This window comes from Microcoleus sp. N9_A2 (assembly GCF_036701775.1).
Taxonomy (GTDB): Bacteria; Cyanobacteriota; Cyanobacteriia; order Cyanobacteriales; family Microcoleaceae; genus Microcoleus.
In genome coordinates this window covers 176,115-201,649 of sequence record NZ_JAUBRH010000005.1, presented here as the reverse complement: position 1 = coordinate 201,649, position 25,535 = coordinate 176,115, and the positions used below count along the sequence as shown (strand labels likewise).

The 25,535-nt window shown below is 45.2% G+C and carries 25 protein-coding genes; 10 read left to right on the top strand and 15 right to left on the bottom strand.

The genetic code is table 11. From position 1 onward, the window contains the following. Positions 1–57 precede the first annotated feature (57 nt). From QUA44_RS05015 to groES, 4 genes are all read right to left on the bottom strand, one after another. Positions 58–318 carry a hypothetical protein gene (locus QUA44_RS05015; protein ID WP_333248568.1) on the bottom strand — a complete coding sequence of 87 codons (261 nt, stop codon included), beginning with the start codon at positions 316–318 and terminating at the stop codon, positions 58–60. A 147-nt stretch (positions 319–465) separates the two neighbouring features. After that, the gene (locus tag QUA44_RS05010) at positions 466–801 is read right to left on the bottom strand and encodes a flavoredoxin (RefSeq protein ID WP_333248569.1); all 336 of its coding nucleotides are present in this window, start codon (positions 799–801) and stop codon (positions 466–468) included. A gap of 199 nt (positions 802–1,000) precedes the next feature. Further along, complete coding sequence (groL, locus tag QUA44_RS05005; RefSeq protein ID WP_333248571.1) at positions 1,001–2,641, bottom strand: chaperonin GroEL; 1,641 nt, start codon at positions 2,639–2,641, stop codon at positions 1,001–1,003. Between the two features lie 138 nt (positions 2,642–2,779). Continuing rightward, on the bottom strand, positions 2,780–3,091 hold the full coding sequence (gene groES / locus QUA44_RS05000; RefSeq protein ID WP_194008182.1) for a co-chaperone GroES: 312 nt from the start codon (positions 3,089–3,091) through the stop codon (positions 2,780–2,782). Positions 3,092–3,458: 367 nt separating this feature from the next. Between groES and QUA44_RS04995 the strand changes: the two genes are divergently transcribed. From QUA44_RS04995 to QUA44_RS04965, 7 genes are all read left to right on the top strand, one after another. Then, the gene (locus tag QUA44_RS04995; protein ID WP_333248573.1) at positions 3,459–3,884 is read left to right on the top strand and encodes a ferredoxin; all 426 of its coding nucleotides are present in this window, start codon (positions 3,459–3,461) and stop codon (positions 3,882–3,884) included. Positions 3,885–4,532: 648 nt separating this feature from the next. Further along, the gene (locus QUA44_RS04990; RefSeq protein ID WP_333248574.1) at positions 4,533–5,183 is read left to right on the top strand and encodes a response regulator transcription factor; all 651 of its coding nucleotides are present in this window, start codon (positions 4,533–4,535) and stop codon (positions 5,181–5,183) included. A gap of 335 nt (positions 5,184–5,518) precedes the next feature. Further along, the gene (locus QUA44_RS04985) at positions 5,519–6,040 is read left to right on the top strand and encodes a LabA-like NYN domain-containing protein (protein ID WP_006633075.1); all 522 of its coding nucleotides are present in this window, start codon (positions 5,519–5,521) and stop codon (positions 6,038–6,040) included. A gap of 255 nt (positions 6,041–6,295) precedes the next feature. Continuing rightward, positions 6,296–7,939, top strand: a complete 1,644-nt coding sequence (locus QUA44_RS04980; RefSeq protein WP_333248575.1) for a 2-isopropylmalate synthase — start codon at positions 6,296–6,298, stop codon at positions 7,937–7,939. A gap of 143 nt (positions 7,940–8,082) precedes the next feature. After that, positions 8,083–8,883: a class I SAM-dependent methyltransferase gene (locus QUA44_RS04975; RefSeq protein WP_333248577.1), complete on the top strand. Its 801-nt coding sequence runs from the start codon at positions 8,083–8,085 to the stop codon at positions 8,881–8,883. A 46-nt stretch (positions 8,884–8,929) separates the two neighbouring features. Beyond that, positions 8,930–9,226, top strand: a complete 297-nt coding sequence (locus QUA44_RS04970) for an antitoxin family protein (RefSeq protein WP_106150941.1) — start codon at positions 8,930–8,932, stop codon at positions 9,224–9,226. Continuing rightward, positions 9,220–9,702 (top strand): type II toxin-antitoxin system VapC family toxin, encoded by a 483-nt coding sequence (locus tag QUA44_RS04965; RefSeq protein ID WP_333248580.1) that lies wholly within the window; start codon positions 9,220–9,222, stop codon positions 9,700–9,702. The genes QUA44_RS04970 and QUA44_RS04965 overlap by 7 nt, the downstream gene beginning before the upstream one ends. A 72-nt stretch (positions 9,703–9,774) precedes the next feature. Here the strand turns inward: QUA44_RS04965 and hisC are convergent, their stop codons facing one another. The 4 genes from hisC to QUA44_RS04945 all read right to left on the bottom strand — a co-directional run bounded on the left by hisC (position 9,775) and on the right by QUA44_RS04945 (position 13,665). Beyond that, positions 9,775–10,821, bottom strand: a complete 1,047-nt coding sequence (gene hisC / locus QUA44_RS04960) for a histidinol-phosphate transaminase (protein ID WP_333248581.1) — start codon at positions 10,819–10,821, stop codon at positions 9,775–9,777. 44 nt (positions 10,822–10,865) lie between these two features. Then, positions 10,866–11,579 carry a glycerophosphodiester phosphodiesterase family protein gene (locus QUA44_RS04955; RefSeq protein WP_333248583.1) on the bottom strand — a complete coding sequence of 238 codons (714 nt, stop codon included), beginning with the start codon at positions 11,577–11,579 and terminating at the stop codon, positions 10,866–10,868. Beyond that, positions 11,576–12,430: an alpha/beta hydrolase gene (locus tag QUA44_RS04950; RefSeq protein ID WP_333248584.1), complete on the bottom strand. Its 855-nt coding sequence runs from the start codon at positions 12,428–12,430 to the stop codon at positions 11,576–11,578. The genes QUA44_RS04955 and QUA44_RS04950 overlap by 4 nt, the downstream gene beginning before the upstream one ends. A 173-nt stretch (positions 12,431–12,603) precedes the next feature. Continuing rightward, a complete protein-coding gene (locus tag QUA44_RS04945; protein ID WP_333309528.1) occupies positions 12,604–13,665 on the bottom strand; it encodes an esterase-like activity of phytase family protein in 1,062 nt (353 codons plus the stop codon). Positions 13,666–13,938: 273 nt separating this feature from the next. On the opposite strand from QUA44_RS04945, the gene QUA44_RS04940 reads away from it, so the two are divergent. Next, complete coding sequence (locus QUA44_RS04940; protein WP_333309523.1) at positions 13,939–15,261, top strand: tetratricopeptide repeat protein; 1,323 nt, start codon at positions 13,939–13,941, stop codon at positions 15,259–15,261. Between the two features lie 70 nt (positions 15,262–15,331). On the opposite strand, the gene QUA44_RS04935 is transcribed toward QUA44_RS04940, so the two are convergent. Both QUA44_RS04935 and QUA44_RS04930 read right to left on the bottom strand, forming a co-directional pair. After that, positions 15,332–15,853 (bottom strand): GNAT family N-acetyltransferase, encoded by a 522-nt coding sequence (locus tag QUA44_RS04935; RefSeq protein ID WP_333248590.1) that lies wholly within the window; start codon positions 15,851–15,853, stop codon positions 15,332–15,334. 252 nt (positions 15,854–16,105) lie between these two features. Further along, on the bottom strand, positions 16,106–16,465 hold the full coding sequence (locus tag QUA44_RS04930; protein ID WP_333248592.1) for a GNAT family N-acetyltransferase: 360 nt from the start codon (positions 16,463–16,465) through the stop codon (positions 16,106–16,108). A gap of 133 nt (positions 16,466–16,598) precedes the next feature. Between QUA44_RS04930 and QUA44_RS04925 the strand changes: the two genes are divergently transcribed. Beyond that, positions 16,599–18,668: an ABC transporter ATP-binding protein gene (locus QUA44_RS04925; protein WP_333248917.1), complete on the top strand. Its 2,070-nt coding sequence runs from the start codon at positions 16,599–16,601 to the stop codon at positions 18,666–18,668. A gap of 217 nt (positions 18,669–18,885) precedes the next feature. Here the strand turns inward: QUA44_RS04925 and QUA44_RS04920 are convergent, their stop codons facing one another. From QUA44_RS04920 to QUA44_RS04900, 5 genes are all read right to left on the bottom strand, one after another. After that, positions 18,886–19,104, bottom strand: coding sequence for a hypothetical protein (locus QUA44_RS04920; RefSeq protein WP_172184703.1), 219 nt, complete (start codon positions 19,102–19,104; stop codon positions 18,886–18,888). 27 nt (positions 19,105–19,131) lie between these two features. Next, complete coding sequence (locus QUA44_RS04915; RefSeq protein WP_333248594.1) at positions 19,132–20,349, bottom strand: DNA double-strand break repair nuclease NurA; 1,218 nt, start codon at positions 20,347–20,349, stop codon at positions 19,132–19,134. A 530-nt stretch (positions 20,350–20,879) separates the two neighbouring features. Next, positions 20,880–21,674, bottom strand: a complete 795-nt coding sequence (locus QUA44_RS04910; RefSeq protein ID WP_333248596.1) for an HAD family hydrolase — start codon at positions 21,672–21,674, stop codon at positions 20,880–20,882. A 54-nt stretch (positions 21,675–21,728) separates the two neighbouring features. Then, positions 21,729–22,463: a DUF928 domain-containing protein gene (locus QUA44_RS04905; RefSeq protein ID WP_333248598.1), complete on the bottom strand. Its 735-nt coding sequence runs from the start codon at positions 22,461–22,463 to the stop codon at positions 21,729–21,731. A gap of 141 nt (positions 22,464–22,604) precedes the next feature. Then, complete coding sequence (locus tag QUA44_RS04900) at positions 22,605–23,345, bottom strand: DUF928 domain-containing protein (protein WP_333248601.1); 741 nt, start codon at positions 23,343–23,345, stop codon at positions 22,605–22,607. 391 nt (positions 23,346–23,736) lie between these two features. Between QUA44_RS04900 and QUA44_RS04895 the strand changes: the two genes are divergently transcribed. Further along, positions 23,737–25,527: a CHASE2 domain-containing protein gene (locus QUA44_RS04895; protein ID WP_333248603.1), complete on the top strand. Its 1,791-nt coding sequence runs from the start codon at positions 23,737–23,739 to the stop codon at positions 25,525–25,527. Positions 25,528–25,535: the final 8 nt, after the last annotated feature.

The window sequence follows — 25,535 nt, the reverse complement described above, 5'->3', positions numbered from 1 at the left end:
TAAATGATAGATTCATATTATTTCCATTCCCAAGAACGAATATTTAGCAATCCCTAACTAGACAGTTGCTGGAAGAAGCATATCCTCTACTTGTCTAATTTGCTCCCAATCAATTGCTGCAACCCAAAGACTTTCCTCTTCCGAATATTGCACTACGCCATCCACTTCTAATTCTTCGCTATAGAGGGTGAGCAATTGACCATTTTGCAATTTAATATTTTGGCGGCTCAAATCTTCAATTGTACCAACACAATTCAGACGAAGGCGACTCTGTTTATCAGCATTATGAAAGTCTGCAAAGATTCTGGGAGCACTCATATTTATTACAATTAAGATTTTTTATGATGGGGAAATTTACGCAACTGACTCATTTAGATGAGCTTGTAGGGTGCGTCAGACGAAGTGATGGATTAATATAACCAGGGTTTTAGCGTCTGACGCACCCTTACTCTATTTGCTAGTTGCCTAAGTCCTAGATGGGTTAGGGATCGTTGGTGTCAGCAGAAGACTTGCTTTTTCTGGTGGTAAGCCACTGAGAGTTGCATGATTTAAGCTTCTGCCAGAAGTACGGATGACATCTCCACCTTCCGAGCGAACTTTAGCCACTGTGGTAACACCCACTTGTCCGTGAGGGATTGCTAATGCTAATTCTGCTACAGACAATTCTACTGCACATTCTACAGAAATTCCCGTGATGCCGCTGGGGTGGGTTCCTATGGCACGTTGAAGATCTTCTGGACGATTAAGACCACCACGAACTACTAAGGCTTCGTTGGGAACTATCTCTACTTTTTCAGGCATTTTAACTCCTATGTTTTTTAACTAACGCAGGGTTAGGTTTTGGGTAACCTCGCGTTTGAGTACATAGGCACGGGGGCCTTAGAGATTGTGCGTTTAGTTAATTTCGCTTCCGAGTTAAAATTATGCCTACAGTAAAAGCACTTCCCAAAATAACAGGGCAGGCCCAAAAGCCCGCCCCATCAAACGATCGACTATCGACTTAGTAATCGAAGTCGCCGCCGCCCATGCCGCCGCCAGCGCCAGCAGCAGCGCCATCCTTCGGTTCAGGCTTGTCAACGACGATGCACTCGGTTGTCAGCACCATGCCAGCAATAGATGCAGCATTTTGCAGAGCAGAACGAGTTACCTTCGCAGGGTCAACGATACCAGCTTCAAACATATCGACAAACTCATTTGTCGCTGCGTTAAAACCAACGTTGAACGGCTTTTCTTTGACGCGCTCAGCAATCACAGCGCCATTCAAACCAGCGTTTTCAGCAATGCGCTTCAGAGGAGCAGCCAAAGCACGGGCAACAATCAATGCACCGGTCAATTCTTCGCCCTTCAGAGTGCTGTTAGCCCACTCTTCCAATTGAGGAGTTAGGTGAGCCAAAGTTGTACCGCCGCCGGGGACAATGCCTTCTTCGACAGCAGCTTTGGTCGCGTTGATCGCATCTTCAAGACGCAGTTTACGATCCTTCATTTCGGTTTCGGTAGCTGCGCCGACTTTGATGACTGCAACGCCGCCAGCCAATTTGGCCAAGCGTTCTTGCAGCTTTTCTTTGTCGTAGGAAGATTCGGTTTCGTCCATTTGACGACGAATTTGTTCGCAGCGAGATTTGACTGCGACTTCGTTACCTTCGGCAACAATTGTGGTGCTGTCTTTGGTGATGGTGACGCGGCGAGCTTTGCCGATCGTTTCCAGCTTGGTATTTTCCAGTTTCAAACCGGCGTCTTCGGTGACGAGTTGACCGCCGGTCAATACGGCGATATCTTCTAACATGGCTTTGCGTCGATCGCCAAAACCAGGTGCTTTCACAGCAGTCACGTTCAACACACCGCGCAGTTTGTTGACAACGAGAGTAGCTAAAGCTTCTTTCTCAATGTCTTCTGCAATGATCAACAGCGGGCGGCCGGAACGAGCTACTTGTTCGAGCACGGGTACTAAATCCTGTACCATACCGATTTTTTTGTCGGTCAGCAAGATGAAGGGTTCTTCTAGAACTGCTTCCATCCGTTCGGTGTCGGTGACGAAGTAGGGAGAAATGTAGCCTTTGTCGAAGCGCATCCCTTCGGTGATTTCGAGTTCGGTGGTCATAGACTTCCCTTCTTCTAGGGAAATTACGCCTTCCTTGCCCACTTTGTCCATTGCGTTGGCAATCATTTGGCCGACTTCATCGTCGTTACCAGCAGAGATTGAGCCTACTTGAGCGATGGATTTGGAATCTACTACTTGTTTGGCGTGTTCGGCAATTTTTTCTACCAAAAAGCCGGTTGCTTTGTCAACACCGCGCTTGAGGGCGATCGCATTTGCGCCGGCTGCTACGTTCCGCAGGCCTTCTTTGACCATTGCGTGAGCTAGAACAGTAGCTGTTGTGGTACCGTCGCCTGCTGCGTCGTTGGTTTTGGAGGCTGCTTGACGGATTAAGGCAACGCCTGTATTTTCTACATGGTCTTCTAGTTCGATTTCTTTGGCGATGGTAACACCGTCATTGACGATTTGAGGAGCGCCAAATTTCTTTTCGAGAACCACGTTACGGCCTTTGGGGCCGAGGGTTACTGCTACTGCTTCGGCGAGAATGTCCATACCGCGTTCGAGGGCGCGACGTGCATTTTCGTTATAGATGATGCGCTTAGCCATAGTTTTTGGGGATGAGAGGGTTTGAGATTGTGGATTGGGGATGATGGATATTAGTCATTTGTCCCGTGTCATTAGTTGTTTGGCGGCGTTCGCTTTAAACTAATGACTGATGACTAATGATTGATGACTAATGATTAATTAGTTAACGATCGCCAGAATGTCTTTTTCGGCTAGCAAGACGTATTCGTCGGTGCCGAGTTTGATGTCGGTGCCTGCGTACTTCGAGTAGAGAACTTTGTCGCCGACTTTGACTTCCATTTCAACGCGCTTGCCGTCGTCATTGCGCTTGCCGGGGCCCACGGCCGCGACTTCGCCTACTTGGGGCTTTTCCTTTGCTGTGTCGGGTAGAAGGATGCCGCCGGCGGTTTTTTCTTCGCTAGCGCTTACTTTTACGAACACGCGCTCGCCTAAAGGTTTAACGGTAGAAACACTCAGTGATACTGCTGCCATAAATAAATCTCCAGATTACAGTTCCTAGTCAGTTAGCCGTTCGGAGTCGCTCTGAAAGCAACAGCCGACTGCTTACTACTGACATATTAGCACTCTCGACTCCTGAGTGCTAATTTAGCTTTAGTTAGGGGCGATCGCAACTTATCTGTCTGTACGGGTTCCCGAACCGAGAATGAGTGGAAGGGGCTGAAAGGGGGACAGGGAGAGGGGGAGAGGGGGAGAGGGGAGAGGGGGAGAGTGGGAGAGTGGGAGAGGGGGAGAGTGGGAGAGTGGGAGAGGGGGAGAGTGGGAGAGGGGGAGAGTGGGAGAGGGGGAGAGTGGTGATGACTTTCGATCGCTAACCAATTACTTTTGATTGATGAAGACAATGACAGAAAATAACGAGGAATCTTGCAGCCAAGGCTTGAGGGCTTGTGTCAAAAGCCTGGGAATCGCTCAAATCGAGCGGCATATTTTTATCTGTGCCGACCAAACCGTGCCCAAGTGCTGCGATCGGCAAACCAGTCTGGAGGCGTGGAATTACTTAAAAAAACGCTTGCAAGAATTGGGGTTGGACAAGCCAAGTGCCACTAGACCAACCTGCGTCTTTCGCACGAAAGCCAATTGCCTGCGAGTGTGCGCGTCGGGCCCGATTATGGTAGTCTATCCAGACGGAGTGTGGTATCGCGACGTTACTCCACCCGTCATTGAGAGAATTATTCAGGAACATCTCCTAAACTCAAAGGTAGTTCAAGAATACGCTTTCTTGACTCATCCTTTGCCTGTGCCTGCTGAGGCGGAGCCAAACATTTAAGTATAGCGCTGTTTAAAGTACAGGGTTATAGGTAAAGTGTTAAATTTAAGGTTAAGGGTGAGAATTTGAGACAGTTTGGCGTCCGGGCGATCGCACCTGCTACAGTTCAATAAAACTGTAGTTAGATTCTTGTCTTCCTTGTGCGGCTTCCCGTGTTCCTTGTGTTTCTCAAAAGGTACAGTAAAAAAATCGATCACAGGAACTGTGAAATTTTGTGCAAAAATTTCTCAGTGGCAGACACTAAGCAGGTTGCCAAACTACACTAGAAACAGTTAAATACGTAAGTAGGGAGTCTGCTTAAATTTCTCTATATCAGAAGTATCATTTAAAATCGGGGCATTAACCTGAAATTGAACCGATCAAGATTAAATATTTAACTTGGGATCTGTTAGGGAATCTCCAATCAATCAAGGCTGATCTTGACAGGGCGATCGTCGATTACAGGTTTGGGCTGCGTTCCAGGTCGTAAGACACTCACAAACAGCAGTCAATTATAGGTTGGAAAGCGGTAATACCCGCCCCGCTTTCCCTCACCGCCATCCCTTCAGCCGACCGTCGTCCTCCACCCCCAGCCGGGTGGCGGGGGACTGACGGAAAAGACAGAAGTGAAAATAAGGAAGCGTGCGGGATACTTTAGCGGGAATAAACATGACAAAGGACAATAATTCAGGAGATCAAAAACGGCTGATGCTGGTTGACGACGACCCCAACTTGATCTTGCTGGTCAAGGACTACTTGGAGTTTCGGGGTTACAACGTCATTACAGCAGAAAACGGCAGAGACGCTCTGGAAAAACTAGAACAAGAAGTTCCCGACTTGATTATCTGCGATGTGATGATGCCGGAAATGGACGGCTACACTTTAGTCAAACACATCAGAGAAGACCCTCGCACTAGCTGGATTCCGGTTCTTTTCTTGTCCGCAAAAGGTCAAAGTTCAGACCGAGTAAAAGGCTTGAGCACTGGGGCTGACGTTTATATAGTCAAGCCTTTTGAACCAGAAGAACTGGTAGCCCAAGTGGAATCTTCTCTGAAAGCAGCATCCCGCTTGATTCGCCACTCAAATCCCGGTATGGACAGTGGCCCCAAAATTAAGGCGCGCCGCAATGTCGAATTGACTCCCACTGAGTTAAAGGTGGTACAGTTGCTAGCGCAGGGTATGGCAAACCGCCAGATCGCAGACGTGATGAATGTCAGCCAGCGGACTATCGAAAGCCACGTCAGCAATATGCTGGGCAAAACAGGTCTGCACAACCGGACAGAGTTAGCTCGCTGGGCTCTTGAAAGCAAAAAGGCTTGAGCGGAGGTAGTCTGCACTATGAAATCAGGGAGCAAAATCTACTGCTATGCGCTTAGGTATGCCTGCTTGGCGGTAGGGCGGTACGGCGGTAGTTTGAAGGCGCCATTAACCTTGACACGGCAGCCGGTATTGAGTTACTAGGCGTATAGTTTGTGAGGGCCCCTCGCTCAAAAGCAAGCAGGGTTAAAAGAACCCTCTGGCGGTAGAGCCGAAAATATGAAATACTGGGGAGATGGAGTTTTCTGAAGTCTAATCTATTGCCTCAGTTAGCTCCATGTTGCTAAAATGTGATATTTAGATTAACTTCTTTCTACAATTATTAGGTCTAAGTTTCTATGACAAACTTAATGAACCGCCTTTCTATTTTTGTGGACGGGAACAATATGTTCTACGCTCAACAAAAGAACGGTTGGTTTTTTGATCCTCGCAGGGTGCTCGAATATTTCAAAACTTCGCAGCCGAATGTCATCTTGATCAATGCTTTCTGGTATACGGGTCTGAAAGACCCCCAAGATCAAAGGGGATTTCGAGATGCTTTGATTAGTCTAGGTTACACGGTTCGCACTAAAATTCTTAAGGAATATTACGACGATGCTTCGGGCAGATATTCTCAAAAGGCTAATTTAGACATAGAGATTGTGGTTGATATGTTTAATACCGTGGATCAATACGACCAAGTTGTGCTGTTTAGCGGGGATGGAGATTTTGAGCGGGCGATCGAGCTGCTCCGCTCGAAAAATACTCATATTACTGTGGTATCAACCGAAGGAATGATTGCTAGAGAGTTACGAAATGCTACAGATAGGTATATAGACCTAAATGAAATTAGGGAACATATCGAGAAGATGGATTATTAGTCAGTTGACAGTTGACAGTTGACAGTTGACAGGGAAGCAGTCCGATTTCATTAATCATTAGTCATTGGTCATCAGTCATCAGTCATTAGTCATTAGTCATTAGTCATTAGTCATTAGTCATTAGTCAGCAGTCAGGCGTTATGGGTTATTGATTATTAATTATTTGTTATGGGCGCGAAGCACAAGACTGGTGACTGGCAATAATTGCCCAGAAAAACGGACAAGTAAAAATCAGGAAAACACTTTTTTAGAGCTATGAAAACTCAACCAAGTCAAGACCGGATTATTATTTTCGATACGACTTTGCGGGACGGAGAACAATCTCCGGGTGCATCTCTGAATGTGGATGAAAAGCTGACTATTGCTCGCCAGTTAGCAAGATTGGGCGTGGATGTGATTGAAGCCGGTTTTCCTTTCACCAGCACGGGAGATTTTGAGGCCGTCCACAAAATAGCGCGATCGGTCGGCACGGAAAATGGGCCGACAATTTGCGGTTTGGCAAGGGCGAGAAAGCCGGATATCAAAACAGCAGCCGAAGCTCTGAAACCAGCGGTAAATTCGCGAATTCATACGTTTCTGGCTACGTCTGACATTCACTTAGAATATAAGCTGAAAAAGACGCGGGCTGAGATTCTGGAAATTGTGCCGGAAATGGTGGCTTACGCTAAGTCTTTTGTGGATGATGTGGAGTTTTCGCCGGAAGATGCTTGTCGTTCGGAACCGGAGTTTTTGTATCAGGTTCTAGAACGGGCGATCGCAGCCGGTGCAACTACTGTTAATATTCCCGATACTGTGGGCTACACTACTCCGAGTGAGTTTGGGGCTTTGATTCGGGGAATTAAGGAAAATGTGCCGAATATCGATCGCGCAATTATTTCGGTTCACGGTCACAATGACTTAGGATTGGCTGTTGCTAACTTTTTGGAAGCTGTGAAAAATGGCGCCAGACAGTTAGAATGCACGATTAATGGCATTGGCGAACGGGCGGGAAATGCTGCTTTGGAAGAGTTGGTAATGGCGCTTTACGTGCGGCGCCAATATTTTAATCCGTTCTTGGGCCGGCCTGCGGATTCTGACGAACCTCTGACGAATATTGATTCGCGCCAAATTTACAAAACTTCCCGCTTGGTTTCCAATTTAACGGGGATGTTGGTGCAGCCAAATAAAGCGATAGTCGGGGCCAATGCTTTCGCCCACGAGTCGGGAATTCACCAAGACGGAGTGCTGAAAAATAAGCTGACATACGAGATTATGGACGCTGAGTCGATCGGCTTAACGGAAAATCAAATCGTCTTGGGTAAATTGTCGGGCCGCCACGCATTTCACACTCGCTTGAAAGAGTTGGGTTTTGAAATGGCCGACGATGAGCTGAATAAGGCTTTTGTCAAGTTTAAAGATTTAGCAGACAAGAAAAAAGAGATTACTGATTGGGATTTAGAGGCGATCGCCAACAACGAAGCCCACCAAGCACCGGAACTGTTCCGGTTAGAATTGGTACAGGTTTCCTGCGGCGACAAATCTCGCCCGACAGCAACAGTCACTGTGCGGAATCCGGCGGGCGAAGAATTGACCGATGCTGCGATCGGCACTGGGCCTGTGGATGCGATTTACAGGGCAATTAACCGGGTGGTAAACGTACCGAATGAGTTGATCGAGTTTTCTGTACAATCGGTAACAGCGGGCATAGATGCGATCGGCGAAGTCACAATTCGGTTGCGCCATGAAGGCAAAGTATTTTCTGGACACTCAGCAAATACCGACATTATCGTCGCCTCCGCAGAAGCATACATCAGCGCTTTAAATCGACTGTACGTGTCATTACAGTCTAGTGCTGAAAAAGCATCGGAAAAGCCAACTAAAATCAGAAGTGAAGTTGTTGCAGCAGAAGTACAGCGCTGATAAATTTATTGTCAGGCATATTTCTTAAAACAAACCGCAGACGAACCAAGATAATAGCAGATAAATCTCAATTAATCTGCGTTAATCCGCGTTCATCTGCGGTTTCAAATTAATTTTTTTACAAACAACAAACACTTAAAAAAATGCAAGACGAAACGTTAAAAAAAGAGCGACAATTCCATGATGCTTGGGCATCGACAATCGACGTTGATGGCATCCGAGTCAATGATTACTTTGAAGCTTGTACAGCCCCAGAAAATAGATTCATCGTCCAGCAAATGGGCGATATCATTGGCAAACGCCTCTTAGATTTAGGCTGCGGCGCGGGAGAAAATAGCGTTTATTTCGCTAAAAAAGGGGCGCTATGTACGGCGGCTGACTATTCTCAGGGCATGGTAGAAGTTGCTCTGAAATTGGCAGAGACAAACGGCGTCAAAATCGAAGGTTGTACTGTAAATGCAATGGCGCTAGATTTCCCAGACAATAGTTTTGATATTGTTTACGCTTCTAATTTATTGCACCATTTGCCGGAACCAGAAAAAGCAATTCGCGAAATGCAGCGCGTGCTGAAACCGGGCGGTAAAGCTTGTTTTTGGGACCCGATGAAGCACAATCCGGTGATTAATGTTTACCGCAAGATGGCTACTGAGGTGCGAACTGAGGATGAAACTCCTTTGGATATTAATATTGTCAAGTTTGTTGAATCTCTGTTTTCGGAGACGGCTTACGATACGTTTTGGTTGACCTCGCTGTGGATTTTTTTGCGTTTTTATTTGATCGAAAAAGTGCATCCGAATGATGAGCGTTATTGGAAGAAGATTATTCTTGAAGAAGAGAGATTGAAGCCGGAATACTCTCGATTGGAAACGTTGGATGGGTTTTTAAAGAAGTTGCCTTTGATGAAGCGGTTGGCTTGGAATTTGGCTGTGGTAGCAACAAAGTAATTAAAAGAAGTACAATAAGTCTAAGCATTTAATTAAGAAGCTAATTATGCCAGAAACTATTACTGCTATCTACGAAAACGGGGTTTTTCGCCCCTTGAGTTCTGTGTCTTTCCAAGATGGGGAAACTGTGCAGATTCAACTCTGGCCTGATGATCCCAAAAAGCAGGCAGAATTGGCAATCCAGTTGTTGGTCGATCGAGGATTGGTGACTCCACTACCTAACACTCCCCAGAATGTCGAGGCTGTAACCGATGAAGATGTGTATGAATTGGCTAAAAAGTTAGGGGCAAAACCGGGCAAGCCTCTGTCTGAAATGATTATCGAGGATCGCGGGCCGTGGTAAACATTTATTTTTTGGATAGCAGCGCTCTCATCAAAAGATATGTGGTTGAAATTGGCAGCCCTTGGATCAAGACTCTCACGGATTCCCAGACGGGTAACTCGCTGCTTCTCGTCCGCATCACCTGGGTGGAAGTTCTTAGTGCTTTTGCACGCAGACAGCGTGAAGGTGGTATAAATGCTGCGGAAGTTGCTACACTTATTCAACATTTTAGATCGGAATTCAATAGTCGGTATAGAGTTATTGAAGTTGATGAGGTACTAGCTGAAAGGGCGGGTGAACTGATTATTCAATATCCATTGCGGGCTTGTGATGCTGTGCAATTGGCGGCTGCTTTGCGGGTTCAATCTGTTTTAACATCAATGCCAGAAACTCAACTAATTTTTGTTTCGGCGGACAACAGGCTGCTGAATATTGCTCAGTCGGCCGGGTTGGCGATCGACAATCCTAATAATTATCCCTCATCAAACGGTTCGTAGTGAGGAATGCAAGTCCTGGGATGGATGCGGACACCAAGACGCACTACGAACCTATATTGCTGCGATCGTTATTTATAGGATTTCCTTCAAGGTTTTAACTAATATTTGATTCTGTTCTTCCGTACCTACACTAATTCGCAATTTGTCTTCTAATCGCGGCTGATTGAAGTATCTAATCAATATTCCCCGTTCTTTGAGTGTTTGATAAATTCTTTCTGCATCGCCGCCCAGCGGTCTGACTAACAAAAAGTTGGTTTGCGAAGGCCAAACTTCAAAGCCTAATTCCTTGAAGATAACTGCTAGTTTTGCTCGCGAAGCCTTAATCTTTTCGGCGTTGGCTGTTTTGTGGTCTGAATCTGCGATCGCACTCGCCGCCACCGCATAAGCTACAGCATCAACATTGTAGCTGTCTTTAATTTTATTTAATTCAGCCAGCAGCAGCGGATTTGCTATAGCAAAACCCAACCTCAATCCTGCTAGAGAATAACCTTTGGAAAGCGTTCTCAAAACTATAACATTACTGTACTTTTTTGTCAACTCCAAAGCATTTTCTTCTGCAAAATCTACATAAGCTTCATCAATGACAAGAATACCCGATAACTCTTGAGCCAGTTTCTCCAAATCTGCCACAGAAATAGCTGTTCCCGATGGACTGTTTGGGGAAGCTACAAATGTCACAGCACCCCTGGCTCCTATTAGTAAATCGACTGGTAACTGGTAGTCGTCTGGATAGGGAACTTCCACAAATTCTGCATCTTGAATTTGTGCCAAAGTGCGGTACAATACATAGGTTGGCGCGGGACAAACAATCTGTTTTCCCGGTTCGCCCACAGCACGAACTATCAAGTTCAATAAATCATCGCTGCCATTACCTACAGCAATCCAATCGTCAGGAACTCCCAAAACTTGACTAGCAGCGATGCGGAATTTTTTACCCGTTGGATCTGGATAGCGCCGCAGCATTTCTCCGTCTATTTCTTGAAGCACTTTTAAGGCTTTTGGAGAAGGCGGATAGGGATTTTCATTAGAATTTAATTTAATAATTTTTGTGCCTAGCGGTGGCTGTTCTCCCGGCACGTAACCCGACATTTCCTGGATGCTTTGGCGAAAATAATTCATCTATTATCTGGCGTTAATCTGCGTTAATCTGCGGTTAAAAAAGATCATATCAAACAATTAGTGACAATCCGAGTTATACCCAAATCAATTAATTTTTGCCTATCTTCTGGATCGTCCACCGTCCACACCACAATGTCAACTCCCTGACTCCGGCTTTCTTGAATCAGTGCGGGATTTTCCAGCAAAATGCGATACTGGCTGCTAATCAAGCGATCTTGATACGCCACAGCTTGAGATAATTGAGTTTTGTATGCTTCTAGATTAGCAACAATGTGTCCGATCGCCAAATCGCCATCTAGCTGCCGCACTTGTGCCAAAAATCCATCACTAAACGAGGTAATAACGCATTTTTCTTTGATTCCTGCACCATTCAAAGTATTGACAAAATCCGCAACTTCTGCATTCGACCATTCGCAATGGGGCTTGACATCAAAATAGAGAAATTTGTCAACTTTTTTCAGGATAACTAATGCTTCTGCGAAAGTAGGAATTTTTTGTCCTGAAAATTCATCGCTAAACCATTTTCCCGCATCAAGTTTCTGCAATTGTGACAGGTTTGTTTTTCTGACTTTACCAGAAAATCCAGTGATTCTATCTAGTGTTGTGTCGTGAAAAATCACCGGTACGCTGTCGGCTGATAGCTGGATGTCGAATTCGATCGAATTAGCTTTGCGGGCGATCGCCAGTTCAAAAGCTGCTAAAGTATTCTCAGGGGCGATCGCCGAAAATCCCCGATGTGCGATAATTTCTAAATTCACTGTCTTGTTCCCTCTAAAAAATCTGCCACAGTTTGATTAAAAGTTTCCGGTTGAGTCAAAAAACACCAGTGATTCCCCGGTACTTTTGCAGCGGTAAGATTTTTCAAGTATTTCTTGTACGGCTGCATTTGCCAATCCATGCGATTTACGCCTTTTTCCGGCTGTACAAACAAAGTCGGTATCTCAATATTTTCAGTTAAACCGGCAACTTTCATCACTTCTACAAATATCTGATTTCTGGCAGCAATCGCAAACTTACTACCCCAATTTCCGTCGGATTTTTGTTCAATTTGGTGTTGGAATACCCTTTGCTGCACGTCACTCCAATCTGCGTATTCTCCCGATTGTTTTGCTGCTGCTTCTGCTTGGGATAAAGTCGCAAACGGGCCCACACATTTGAGACAATCTAATTTTCGGTAAACAATGGGGAGGGTGAGTTTCATCACGGCGGGCAGTTTGGTGATGAAGATGGGGTCTACTAAAATCATACTGCAAAAGCGATCGGGATTTTGCCTCGCCCAAATCGGTGCTAGTTTTCCAGTCCAAGAATGTCCTAAAATGTGTGCGTCTGGCCAGTTGAGATGTACCATCAAAGCTTCTAAATCTGCGATCGCACTTTCAAAAGTATAGCCTGTTTTCGGTTTGCTACTCTCTCCGTGACCGCGCATATCTGGCGCTACAATATGATAGCGGTTGGAGAAGTAATTGCCCAAGCCCGTCCAGACACACGCACTATCTGCTAAACCGTGCAGTAGCAGCAAACGCGGAACTTTTTTTAGCCCAGTTTGTGGCTGCCATTCTAGGTAGGAAAGTTCAATTTCTGGTAAGTGCAAAGTCTTACGAGTTGGCATAATTAAAGTATTTTATAGTTGGATAAATGTGATTTAACTTTTTTATGAACAGGCAAGATGCCTGTTCCACAAAGAGTGAAGTTTCTTGGACTGTTTTCCTAAACAGGCTTTCCGGCTTATTTCACAAATAATAAGTCTTCTTGTGGGGTGGGCTTCTAGCCCGCCCTTCAGAGCTAATTTTTCCTTTTTAAACTTAACAAAATAAACTGAGTTTTCTGCGCTTCATCAAAATTGTCGTCACTGACCAAAACAACACTTTTGCTGCCATCTGGCAACATCGGCCCGAGGGTCATTCCCTCTAAATTGTACAGCGGAATTCCGAGTTCGCTTAAGTCTAGCAGCAACTTTTTCTTAATAGGTTCGACGGCCACTCGTCCTTTAAAACTCTGGATTCTCGAAGTATCTGTAGCCGCCCCAACCGCTACTTGATAAATCCTAGCGCTGTATCCCGACAGCCCAAAAGAACGTTCTAAACTCAGAATCTGACCGCCACCGACAGTTACTAATTCTGTTAAACCGTTCAAAATAGTCATGGGAACTTGGTCGAGGATGTAAAGATTTTCCGAGACTAATTGAGGCGTTTTATCGACGATAACATAATGTAAAAGACGAAGTTTGTTTGCCTGTTCCGGGTCTAAATCTTGCATTAACGGCGCTTCCGTAGCTGCGAACAAACGAAACGGATCGAGACCGCCCGGACTAAAAGTTTCTGGGTCGATGGTTAAAGATTCAAAACCTAAATTGTCCACCACTCCTTGCTGCTGTTTTTCATCGCTGGCATCGGGAATGTAGCGCTTTGGAATCGGCAAATTTCCCCGCATTTGCCCTGTTTTGAGGTCAAATTCACCTAGAAAAGGAGGGATGCCAACATGAGTAACGCCTTCGCTGGCGACAAATACTGAATTGCGGGGAGAAAAGGCGATGCCTTCGGGATTGATGGAACCCCAAGAGAAGGTTTCACCGTCTGCTTTTTTGAGGGATGTAACGCCTTCAACGGTAACTTTTTTCAGGCGAATATTTTCTGAATCGCTTGATGTGAGGTCGAGTCTCAAACTGTAAAATCTCGCTTCTCCGTTTTCGCTGGGGTCGTCGGAAAGAGCGTAAAAGCGATAAGCTTTAGAAGTGACTGCGCTAATACCTTTGGGGTCGTAGGTGATTCCTGACAAACCGCCGACTGGTGCTCCTTCAAAATTGATTTTTGGCAATTGGTATTCGCCCAAAAATTCTAGAGACATTTCTGGAAAAGAGCGGTCTTTTGCAACTGCGGAAGGGGGGGCGCAAGCTGTGCAAACAGTTAAGACAATTAGGGCTAAACTAAATAAGCGTAAAATACGTTGGCGAAGCCCGCCCCTACGGGGGCTACGCCAACGAAGAGGATCGCCCAGCGTCTTTAAATCAATATAATTGCTGAGTGCGGTAAAATTTATTTTGTTGCTCTTGTTGAACAGTTTGCTTTTGTGCCATCTTTGTGACATAATTTATACCGTTTTGTAGATATGCAAAACTTGATGTTTCCAGAAGAGATGCCGAATCGCGGCAACCCAATTTTGAGAATGAGAAGTTATGTGCCAATTGGGTGCTTGCTTTTCTTGTGGCTGTGTGCTGGTTCTATTGCTAGCGCCCAAACTAATCCACCAGGCCTCGATCAATTTTCTCCTAATCCTCTAGAAATTACCACACCCGATCCCCTAGCTCCCGCTAACGAATCTTTGAGCAGCACTCAGCGGGACGAACTGACAGCGGCTTTGGAGGAGTTAAACTTAGAAGCAGCGACTAAACTGGAAGCTGGAGACGGCGCGGGTGCTTTTGAAATTTGGTTCCGAGAATTGCGGCTGCGGAGGTATCTGGGCCCGGCGGCAGAAATTGCTGCTTTGAGTCGGGTGGGAAGTGCTGCTTGGAGTAACGGTAAAAACCTCGAACTACAGCTTATTACTAAACGGTTGCAAGCAATTCAAAAACAAGTCAAATCTCAAGTACCACTTAATACTGAGTTGCTCCCCACCTTGGTTGCGGCTTTTCAGCAGGTGCGCGCTAAAGGGCCGACTGTAGAAGTTTACCAACAAATTCTCGAAAATGCGCGCCAAAAGCAAGATATATTGGCTGAAGGTCAGATTTTGAAGGATCTCGCACTTATTCACATCAATTGGCTGAGTTACGATAAAGCTGCTCCGGTGTATGAGGAATTGGCAACTTTAATTCAGGAAAACCGCGCTTTATTTGCTGCTAATTCGGCTGTGCCAAATTCTGCTGTAGTTGCGGGAAACGGCGCGCCGCCGCAGCCTGTAACTCCTCCAACTGAGGTAGATACTCTGAGACAGTTGGCCTACGTTTACCAGCAGTCGAAACAACCCCTAAAGGCGATCGCCGCCCGTGAAAAACTAGCATCAGTGTATGTCAACCTGCAAAATCCCAGCGCCATACCACCGCTCAAAATTGCGATCGCCAGCGATTACCAAACCATAGGCCAAATCAATTTAGCCGCTCAATACTATCAGGAAGCATACAATTTAGCCGTCCCCATTCAACAGTATGCCCAAGCTAGCGAAGCTTTGGATAAATTAGCATTGCTTTACCGAGCGCAAAAGCAGTGGGAGCAGACTTTGCGGATTTATCAAATGCAGTTGCTGTTAGAAGAGCGGGCTTACAATTTCTACGGATTGATGAACGCTTATGACAATATCGGTCAAGTTTATCAAGAGATGAAGGCTTACGATAAGGCTTTGGAATCCTATCAAAAAGGGTTAGAAGTGGCTAAAAAATTGGGACACCGACAAGAGTATTTTGCTAAGAAAATTCAGAAAGTTAACAAGCAATTGCAAAAAACTTCGTAGTTGTCAGCCGACAATAATGCCAATCTGCGATGCGAGTAATTTAAATGCAGTAAGGTGCGCCTAGCGCACCCTACAAAACTACTTTTGACTGGTAACTTTCTCGCGATATAGAATAATATACTACATCTGTTTCGTAATAATGAGCATTTTTTTCATATTTCATGCCAACTTTCTGTATCACCCGCTGCGAGGCGATATTTTCTGGGCGGGCGATCGCAACTATTCTATCAAGCTGTAATATTTCAAATCCATAATTTAGACTAGCCAAAGATGCTTCTGTCACCAATCCTTGATTCCAATAAAGTTTGTTGAGTACATAGCCAAGCTCAACTTCCGGTGTGTTGTCCAGAAAACCAAGTCCGCAGCGACCAATCATTTTACGGTCTATTTTATGTACTACAGCCCACATTCCAAAGTTGTTTTCTTCCCAACGTTTGAGCATGGTATGAATGGCGATTTCTGTTGCTTCTCTAGTTCTAACTCCTGCGAGGTATTTCATGATTTCCGGATCGCTGTAGATGCGGTACAGCTCATCTAAGTCGTCTGGCGTAAATTGTCTCAGATACAATCGGGCTGTTTCTATTTCTTGCATGATTAATATAATTTCTACTACTAGATTATGATACCAGTTTTGATAAGTCTTGCTACAAACATTTTGGTTGGATTTCCTTCCTCAACTCAACTCAACTACTTTTGACTGGTAGATTTTTCGCGAGATTGAATAATATACTCGATCGCGATCGCGATAGTCAAAGTTATGCTGGTATTTCATCCCCATTTTTTCCATTACCCGCCGCGAGGATCTGTTTTCGGTATCTGCAACTGCGACTATTTTTTCTAACTTCTATACTTCAAATCCGTACTTGATGCTGGCCGCCGCAACTTCCGATGCTAAACCTTTCCCCCAATACGCTTTTGCTAACACGTAACCGACTTCTACTTCAGGTGTTTTGCTTAAAAATCGCAGCCCCCCGTCGCCGATTAACTGGTTGTTTTGTTTATTGACAACAGCCCACAAACCGAAAGCGTGTTTTTCCCAATCAGCGATTATTTCAAATAAATCGGCTGCTGTTTCTTCTCTACTTCTGACGCCTTCGCTCAGATATTTCATCACTTTTGAATCGCTGTAGATGCGGTACAGCTCATCTAAGTCATTTGGCCTAAATTGTCTCAGATACAATCGGGCTGTCTCTATCTCTTGCATGATGACATTATAACCTTTCTTTAGATCCCCGACTTCTTTATGAAGTCGGGGATCTGGGTGTTCTGTTTTTTGAGCTTGGTCTAGTTATTTGTTACAATTATGACTTAGATAAATTGTACAGTTTTTGCCATCAATGACCATTTCCTCACCAGTAGCAGACACCAAAAACAAATCCGGCCAGGAAACAGACTGGCGGTTATTCATGAGGTTGGCATCTTATGCAACCCGCAGCAAACGCTTGCTGATTATTTCGATCACACTATTAGTACCGCTAGCAGTCTCAGGAGCAATTCAACCCATTCTCATCGGGCAGGCCATTTCGGTAATTCGCTCGGAACCTACCTACGAATTCTTGCGGGGATTGCCTCTCTCTGCTGCCTTGAATATTTTGGCTATTTTGCTCATGCTAACTATAACACTTAGATTAGCACTGCAATCAGTTCAAGGCTATTTAGTCACGAAAGTAGGGCAAATAATTACTACTGATATTAGAAATGATTTGTTCGCCCACGTCACATCGCTAGCAGTGAGATTTTTCGATCGCACTCCTGTCGGTAAATTGATGACTCGCCTCACCAGCGATGTGGAAGCTTTGGGAGAGGTTTTCTCTTCAGGGGCGATCGGCATTGTCAGCGATTTATTTTCAATTTTAGTAATTGCCATTTTCATGTTTACCATGCAGTGGCAACTAGCTTTAATGTTGGTGCTGATGATGATACCAATTACCGCAGTCATAATTTATTTCCAGTACCAATATCGCATAGCAAATTACAATACCAGAGAAGAACTGTCCGAGCTCAACGCCCAACTGCAAGAAAACCTGACTGGTATTGGCGTAGTGCAGCTATTCCGCCGCGAAAGATTCAACTCAGAATTGTTTAGAGTCACCAATAAACGCTACATTAAAGCAGTCGATAAAACTATTTTTTACGACTCCGCCGTATCTGCGACATTAGAATGGATTGCTTTAGTGGCGATCGCAGCCGTTTTATGGATGGGCGGCCAAAGGGTTTTAGCCGGTAATCTTAACTTCGGTACTCTCTCGGCATTTATTTTATTTGCTCAGCGTCTTTTCGATCCGCTGCGGCAATTTGCTGAGAAATTCACTGCAATTCAAGCCGGATTTACCGCTGTCGAACGGATTAGCGATATTCTCAACGAACCGATCGAAATTAAAGATCCAACTAGCGGGAAGAAGGAAGAAGGAAGTTCGGCAACGGATTATGTAACGGATGTAACGGATGTAACGGATTTGAGGAAGAAGGAAGAAGGAAGAAGGAAGAAGAAAGAGGGAAGAAGGGAATATTATTCGCCGTTGCTGATGGCAGGTCATCCAGAGGCACTTGCCTATAATTTATCTTCAAATGAGGAAGAATTGGTAGAGAATAATCAAACTCCTGTAACTTCTGAATATCGCCTATCCACTAACAATCAAAAATCCCTACTTGCCCATGCCCAATCAAAGCAATCTGAATCGGGAGAAATCCAATTTGACAACGTGTGGTTTGCTTACAAAGAAGACGAATATGTCCTGCAAAACCTCAATTTCACCATCAAATCCGGGGAAAAAGTAGCATTAGTTGGCCCCACCGGTGCGGGCAAAAGTTCGATTATCCGTCTCCTGTGCCGCCTTTACGAACCTAGCCGAGGACGGATTCTGGTTAATCATGTCGATATTCGGGATTTGCCTCAAGCAGAGTTACGCAGGCACATAGGCGTAATTATCCAAGATGGCTTTCTCTTTGCTGGTGACGTGAAGAGCAATATCAGCCTGGGAGAAAGTTACTCGATTGAGGAAATTCAAGCAGCAGCAGAAAAGACAAATGTTGCCCGTTTAATCGAACAGTTGCCTCAAGGTTATGATACGCAATTGCGGGAACGGGGAACCAATCTTTCGGGGGGACAAAAGCAATTATTAGCCTTTGCTCGCGCCGCTATTCGCAATCCCAGTATTTTAGTTCTAGACGAGGCAACTGCTAGTTTGGATGTGGGGACGGAAGCTTTAATTCAAGAAGCTCTAGAGCGTTTGATGGCGGACAGAACGGCGATAATTATTGCCCACAGGCTCTCGACTATCCGAAATGTCGATCGTATTTTAGTGCTCAAACGCGGGCAGTTAGTAGAATCGGGCAGCCACGAAGAGTTGTTGCAGCTAGAAGGGTTGTATGCCAGTTTGTACAAGTTGCAAATGCTGGGAAGTTAGACAGTTGACAGTTGACAGTTGACAGTTGACAGTTGACAGTTGACAGTTGACAGTTGACCGAAGGAAGAAGGCTACGCGATCGGGTAAAAAGACTTGTCAGTCAGCGTAGTCTAAGGAAGGAAGAGGGAATATTTTTCCTAAAGTCGGCAGATTTGCGGTTTTAGATTTTAGATGTGAGAACAAATCTAAAATATAAAATCCAAAATCTCAAATTGATTCACTTGCCTGAAATCATTTTCCCTAGGGTTTCCGGCAAGTGAATTATATGTTGGAAAAGCTGATTTGGCCCGATGCCAAACAATAACTGCATCGCCAGCACAATTGCTGCTAAAGCAATCGCTGTTCCGATGCTGGCTTTCAACACTTTAAACGCCCAATTAAAGACTAGCCAAGATACAAGTAAGGAAGCGATTAAGATAATTAGTTCTATTGGCATATAACATTTTTTACTGTCATGTTTGATTCAAGCAATACTGCCGCGCTTCCGTGTTTCCTTATAAGAAATTCCGACATTTTTTAAGCCGGCTTTAATCATTTGCTGCTCTAACAAAGCGAAAAAGCGAGTTCGATCGCCCCCCGTGACTACCGCTTGATTGTGAGCTTCTGCTAGCGTCACCGGATACCCGCCGCCTTTGTGTACTTGAGCCAGCATCATTCCTAATGCTAAATCTAGCTGTGCTTTATCTTGTGCTACCCATTCCGGCACTTCTATTCTAGCAATTTCTGTGCCAACGTGAACGTAACAGAAATAAACTGAATTGAGGCCGTACAAATCTAAAATTCGAGCTTGGGATTTCCACAAAGGGCTTCTTTGTCCCGGTGAGAGGATTGTTGCCCACAATATGGCATCCCGCAAAGGTTCAAATTCTTGACAAGGTGCTTTTTCGGCGAAAGAAATTGTGGCGGCAAATCCGACGTTCGGACAATTTGTCATGCAGTCTGGTACTTCGTGGGTGCAAGCTTCAAACCGTAAAAAAGATAAACTTTCGCTGCTGCGAGAAGCGCTTAAGTATCCTAACAGCGGAATTCCTGCTAAACGCAACTTGTCCCAAGCTTCTAAAATTGGCAGCAAAATTTGATCGCGCGCTTCGCTGGGTAACTGTTCCAAAAACCAATAAATCAGGGAACCATCTACCATTGCTAAAGCTGGCGCGGGCAATTTATTGTCGTTAACTTTTGCCCAATTGCAGCCCATTTCTGCTAAGGCAATTGCTTCGGAAACGGCGCGCCGGTATCCCATCCATTCTTCTGTTCTAATTCCCCACTGTCGCGAACCGTACAAGTCTTCGGGTTTGTAGAAAACCTCGGGTACGCTGTCTAAAACTGGGTGGCGGCTTTGCCCGTAGTGCAGCATGACTGTGCCGACGTTTAGCAGGTAGCAGTAGGCTATTTCGTGATGGTTGGGGGAAATTTGCGAGCCGTCTGTGGCGAAGACTGTGTGAGCGGCGGGGGGTGCGGTAATGTAGGTGCGATCGCCCAAAGGCTCGATCGGCGTAGCAGCATTAAATAAAGTGCGATCGTGCCAATTCTCTTGCAATTCCACCAATTTTTCTTGTCCCGCTGCTGCCTTAACCAGCAAATTCTGAGCCACTTCCAAACGTTGGCGAGCCGCCTGAGCTTCCACATTCAAATGTTGGCTCATTCCCTGCATTGCCTTAGCTGCTTTAGTTAAATCGAGCATTAGTTTTAAGTCTCAATATTAGAAAGCTTTCAAGTTGATGGAGCGATCGCACTTGCGACTCAGAAACCCGGTTTCTTCCTTCTATTTCTCGTTCCTGGACCCAAAACTCCTAGAAACCGGGTTTCTCACCCGATGCGCCAGCCCTAAATCTGAGAAATCATCAAAACACTTTTCAAATTTTGGGTTCCGAAGCTTGCTTTTTTTTGCCAGAAACTGGGTTTGACGGACGAAACTACACAGATTATAACCCGTAGGAACAGTAATAAAATCTGGTTTTTCAGCTCAAGATAGCCTCCAAAACTGTATCAAAAAAAAATCGATTTTTTTTTTCAATATCCTTGCTTTTTTTGAAAATTCCTGTTATGTTTATCTTATAATGGGAGTGCGTCTAAAAATATTATTTTCGCAACCATCCCATTATTTAAAAATACCATGCCAGCGCCGCAACAGTCAACCCCAAAATGTAAAAAATTGTGGATTTTTTTTGACTCTGGCAATCGAAAAAAACCCACCAGCCAACAAATCTAACATCAAGATTCGAGCGGCAGCCAATCGGCAAAATCTCCGGCAAACTGCGACAGAGAAAGCAATTGAACTGGTGGATTTTGAGCCACAGATTCCCGTTCTGCCAAAGTATTGTAACCCCAATCAGCCAAAAACAACCTCACCTGAGATAAATCCGGCTGCTGCTTCACCGACAGCAAAGTTTTTAACCGATCTTCTACAAACCAAATAATCGAATCTTTACCAGACGCTGCCAAAAATTCTCGCAAGATTTGATGTTTCGGCTTGTTGTATTCCTTGCCAAAAATCAACTCCGACGGTATTTGTACGCCAGCTAGCTGTAAAAGTTCTCGGACAAAACGACCTTCCTTCGTAGTGACGATCGCCACTTTAACCGAACTATCCTGCAAAGAGTGCAGGCGATCGGCTACCCCTGGATAAAAACGGTGCAAAGACAGCCACCCAGGTAAATCCTCAGCAATCCAGTTATCGCGCAATCCGTCCAACATAGCGCCGACAGACTGGGCTTTCAAATTATTTTCGGTCAATAAATTGGGTACAATATTGGGCCAATCCAGCAGAATTTGCTCTTCCGTAATTTCTGTCAGCAGTGCGCGAATCAGCAGTGGCATTTCCCAACCAGTTTCGATGGCGGGGCGCACTCGGTAAAAACTCAAAGCTAAATCTGGATCTGGCACTGTTTCGACTGGTTTCCAGATTTGACAGTAGCTGCGCCAAGCTGTTTGGAAATATTCGATTAGTCCGTCACAAATCACACCGTCAAAATCAAGGGCTAGAATTGTTGGAGAGTTATTAGTCATCAAGCGATTTTAGATTTTAGATTTGGGATTTGGAATTTGGGTGAATAGTCTCGATTAAAAAGACTGAACTAGCGGTTTATCGGCGATCGCTTCTAGTTTCTGGGACTGCAACAATTGCGTCCACTCTGCTTTCAGCATCGGATCGTCAGGAGCTTTTCGTCGCATTTCGGCTAGAGTAGCAAGAGTCTCGTACCAAATCCCATTTTTAGCATAAGCAATCACCTTAGCCATAGGGTCGGGATTTGCCAAATCCTTCTTGAGATTTCCCTGGGGTTCAATTCGCTGCATCCATCCTTTAACAATATAATCTCCAGAACGCTCCAGAGGATCGCAGGCTAGTGCAAACGACCACACATATCGCTTACCAACCTCAATATTTTTTGTCGGGTCTTTCTCAGGAAGGCTAACTCCAACAATTCCGGCTTTGTCATTTTTTAAAGTAGTTTCGTAAACTACTTCTGATTCATCTGCGTTTAGCAAAATAAACTCTACTTGAGCCGCCGGTTGAGAAACATATACAAAAAATGTTGGCGACTCTGTTAGCGTTAAGCCAATATTGCTTTCAGGTATTAAGGGAGTAATGAATAAACCATCCCGTAACTTACAGCCTCGATGCGTCCCCCCTTGCCTGTTGTCGGGGGCTGTTACATCTGGGGGTTTGAAATTAACATTCTGACTCAGCAGAATGGGTGCAGGCACAGCCTGCATCGGTGTAAGCAAACTGGGGAGAGTAACTGCGATCGCCAATACAGTCATCACCAGTGCAGTAAAATGTATAAAACGTTTCATTTTTCCACCAACTTGTAGAAATATTTATAGATTGCATCTCTAATTTTAACCCGGAGTGTTAACCCCGGGCGCGATCGAGTAAATGGGTTAATTTTCACATCGCCATCGGAAGACTGACAAAACTTTAAGAAATAGCGAGATTTAAAGAGGCGCAACCAGTGGTTGAGCTGCAACTGATTCCAGTCCTTGGGACTGCAATAATTGCGTCCACTTGGCTGTCAGCTTCACATCCTCCGGTGTCTGGCGCCGCATTTGGGCTAAAGTAGCAAGAGTTTCGTACCAAATCCCATTTTGAGCATAAACGTTGAGCCTAGTCATCGGGTCGGGATCTGCCAAATCGCTCTTGAGAGTTGCCTGGGCTTCTATGCGCTGCACGAACCCTTTAACAACTAAATCCGCCGATCGATCTTCGGGGTCGCAAACCATCGAAAATGACCATACGTATCGCTTGCCAACTTCAAGGGATTTGTTGTTGTCTACGGTGGCAGGAATACTAACTCCAACAATCCCCGATTTTTCAAGTTTAAATGTTTTTTCGTAGACCACTTTGTCCTCGTTTTCGTTGAGCAAAGTAAACTCAATTTCGGGCGAGGTGTTAGGAATATAGACAAAAATTGTGGGAGAATCTGTTAGGGTTAAACCGATATTAGTTGGAGGCACTAAAGGAGTAATAGATAAACCCGCTGGACAAAGCTTGTTGCCACGATGTGTCCCTCCTTGTCGGCCGGCCGGGGCTGTTACGTCGGGAGGCTTGAAATTAACATTTTGACTCAGTAGAAGCGGCTGAGATTGTGCGCGCATCGGTGCCAGTGAACTGGGTACGGTAGCTGCGATCGCAGATACGGCGATCGCAAGTGTAGCCCGATGTAGAAAACGTTTCATTTTGTTGTACCTTTCACTATAATTGCAAACACAGGCATTCGCTGATGGCGACAAATATTTTTGAGATGCTAGTCGAGGGCTAGTCTAGGGCGCAGATACACAATTTAAACCTTGACATATCATCAATAACATTAATTAATTCGAACGGCAAGTGATTCTCTGTCGGAAAAATCAGCTTGCCTAGGTCGCAAGTATCATTGGATACAGTTGCTCGCCACGTACTGTAAATTTTTGTAACAAAGTGGTCGGAGTTTCCGAGTGTTCTAAGATGGAGGAAGTCTCCAGCAGGCGGGAAATGTGAAACAACTACTGTTCCAGAAACGAGTCAAACTTTTATGCTGGGATAGTAAGCAACCCCGGTCTAAAGACACGGGGCTTCGTAAGGATTCAGATGAGTAAAATATCTAACAACATTCGATCGGCAGCGACTCAATTGAGTCTAATGTATAAACCATCACTAGCATTGGCTAAGTCTGTATTAATTGCCAGCGCGGCAGTAACATTATCCTTGATGGGAGCCCGACAGCTAGGAATACTCGAACCATTAGAATTAAGCGCTTACGACCAAATGGTGAGGTGGCGTCCCGAAGAACAGCCAGACTCGCGTTTGCTAGTTGTGGGGATTACCGAAGCAGACATTCAGAAACTGAAACAGTGGCCGATATCCGATCGCAAAATAGCTGAAATCTTACAAAAACTTGACAAAATGCAGCCGGCAGTCATCGGTTTAGATGTACTGCGAGACGTACCTTTAGGAGACGGGCGCGAGGAATTAACTAAACTTTTACAAAAAAGCGATCGCATTATCGGGGTATGTTTAGTCACCGACGGGAACCCCGACAATCCAGGTTCTCCACCTGCGCCGGGGCTGCCAGAAAACCGGGTCGGATTTGCAGATTTCGGAGTCGATCCGGGTGGCATACTCCGCAGGGCTTTATTATTTATGAAACCGCCGACCATTGAGGGCAACTCCTCGGCCCAAAAACATTTTTGCAATGACGATTCTCAAGTTTTATATTCCTTCAACCTCCAGCTAGCACTCCGCTACCTGCAAGGGCAAAAAATCTCTCCCAAACTCGCCCCCGATCAATCTTTATGGCTGGGAAAAACCCAATTAAAACAACTAGCAAGCAATGACGGAGGATACAAAAATGCCGATGTCAGGGGATATCAAATATTAATTAACTATCGTTCCAAGCAGCAAGTCGCAAACCAAGTCAGAATCACCGATGTTTTAGAAGGGAAAGTTGACCCGAATTTAGTTAAAGATAAAATAGTGCTCATCGGTTACACCACAGAAACCGTTAAAGATTTCTTTTATACTCCTTACAGTGGGCGACAGCAAAGCAACCAATTCATGCCTGGTATCGTGGCACACGCACAAGTAGTCAGCCAAATTTTGAGTGCCGTTTTAGACAACAGACCGATGTTTTGGTTTTGGCCGGAATGGGCAGAAATCTTGTGGATTTCGGGATGGTCAATTGTGGGAGGAACCTTGGCATCGCGGATGGCTCACCCAGCGAAGTTGACAGTGACATTCGCAGCACTGCTGTCCGGGTGCTGCGCGATCAGCTTTGGGATTTTTCTGTTGGGAGGGTGGGTGCCTGTGGCAGCGCCAGCCTTAGCATTAATCTTAACGGGCGGTAGCATTGTATCAGCAGAGAGATTTAATAAAGCCGGATACGGGAAAGCAATTAGCGATCGAGTAAAACAAGTCTTCAAAATCGAAATAGACCAAGCCAAAAAAGAACAGCAAGTCGCAGAAATCACAGAATCTGATTTCTTTAAAGAATTGCAGCAAAAGAAAGATAAACTGAGGATTAGCAAACAAGAAACCTCTGAAAAAGCACCTTCCGATCCCCAAGAAATAACTGCTAGTAACGCAGAGCTTCCCAAGGCCGAAAGTCAGGCAGATGAATACTTAGGTCAGTTGCAGGAAAAAGCCAAACAGCATAAGCAGCGCGCCGCCGTGACTGAATTGGAAAGCAGCTCAAAAACGGGTACCCCGAGCGATGCCTGTTCGGGTGCTAGTTCAGCAGAAACCAAACCCGATGACGAGTTCAGCGATTTGCAAGCCAAAGCCAAACAGATGCGGCAGCGCAGGGGCGCAGAAAAGAGGATAAAAGATGAAAAAATTGATAGTTTAACAGACAAGGAGGATTTGGGGGGCAAGGAAGAATGACAGACAGC

Coding starts and splice junctions, on each gene's coding strand:
- QUA44_RS04950 (WP_333248584.1), bottom strand. CDS start 12,430: ATGCCAACTCGTAAGACTTTGCACTTACCAGAAATTGAACTTTCCTAC.
- QUA44_RS04915 (WP_333248594.1), bottom strand. CDS start 20,349: ATGCTCGATTTAACTAAAGCAGCTAAGGCAATGCAGGGAATGAGCCAA.
- QUA44_RS04900 (WP_333248601.1), bottom strand. CDS start 23,345: ATGAAACGTTTTCTACATCGGGCTACACTTGCGATCGCCGTATCTGCG.
- QUA44_RS04975 (WP_333248577.1), top strand. CDS start 8,083: ATGCAAGACGAAACGTTAAAAAAAGAGCGACAATTCCATGATGCTTGG.
- QUA44_RS04930 (WP_333248592.1), bottom strand. CDS start 16,465: ATGCAAGAGATAGAGACAGCCCGATTGTATCTGAGACAATTTAGGCCA.
- QUA44_RS04905 (WP_333248598.1), bottom strand. CDS start 22,463: ATGAAACGTTTTATACATTTTACTGCACTGGTGATGACTGTATTGGCG.
- QUA44_RS04970 (WP_106150941.1), top strand. CDS start 8,930: ATGCCAGAAACTATTACTGCTATCTACGAAAACGGGGTTTTTCGCCCC.
- QUA44_RS04945 (WP_333309528.1), bottom strand. CDS start 13,665: ATGTCTCTAGAATTTTTGGGCGAATACCAATTGCCAAAAATCAATTTT.
- groL (WP_333248571.1), bottom strand. CDS start 2,641: ATGGCTAAGCGCATCATCTATAACGAAAATGCACGTCGCGCCCTCGAA.
- QUA44_RS04940 (WP_333309523.1), top strand. CDS start 13,939: ATGTTTCCAGAAGAGATGCCGAATCGCGGCAACCCAATTTTGAGAATG.
- QUA44_RS04910 (WP_333248596.1), bottom strand. CDS start 21,674: ATGACTAATAACTCTCCAACAATTCTAGCCCTTGATTTTGACGGTGTG.
- QUA44_RS04980 (WP_333248575.1), top strand. CDS start 6,296: ATGAAAACTCAACCAAGTCAAGACCGGATTATTATTTTCGATACGACT.
- QUA44_RS04895 (WP_333248603.1), top strand. CDS start 23,737: ATGAGTAAAATATCTAACAACATTCGATCGGCAGCGACTCAATTGAGT.
- QUA44_RS05015 (WP_333248568.1), bottom strand. CDS start 318: ATGAGTGCTCCCAGAATCTTTGCAGACTTTCATAATGCTGATAAACAG.
- QUA44_RS04935 (WP_333248590.1), bottom strand. CDS start 15,853: ATGCAAGAAATAGAAACAGCCCGATTGTATCTGAGACAATTTACGCCA.
- QUA44_RS04995 (WP_333248573.1), top strand. CDS start 3,459: ATGACAGAAAATAACGAGGAATCTTGCAGCCAAGGCTTGAGGGCTTGT.
- QUA44_RS04925 (WP_333248917.1), top strand. CDS start 16,599: ATGACCATTTCCTCACCAGTAGCAGACACCAAAAACAAATCCGGCCAG.
- hisC (WP_333248581.1), bottom strand. CDS start 10,821: ATGAATTATTTTCGCCAAAGCATCCAGGAAATGTCGGGTTACGTGCCG.
- QUA44_RS04920 (WP_172184703.1), bottom strand. CDS start 19,104: ATGCCAATAGAACTAATTATCTTAATCGCTTCCTTACTTGTATCTTGG.
- groES (WP_194008182.1), bottom strand. CDS start 3,091: ATGGCAGCAGTATCACTGAGTGTTTCTACCGTTAAACCTTTAGGCGAG.
- QUA44_RS04990 (WP_333248574.1), top strand. CDS start 4,533: ATGACAAAGGACAATAATTCAGGAGATCAAAAACGGCTGATGCTGGTT.
- QUA44_RS04985 (WP_006633075.1), top strand. CDS start 5,519: ATGACAAACTTAATGAACCGCCTTTCTATTTTTGTGGACGGGAACAAT.
- QUA44_RS05010 (WP_333248569.1), bottom strand. CDS start 801: ATGCCTGAAAAAGTAGAGATAGTTCCCAACGAAGCCTTAGTAGTTCGT.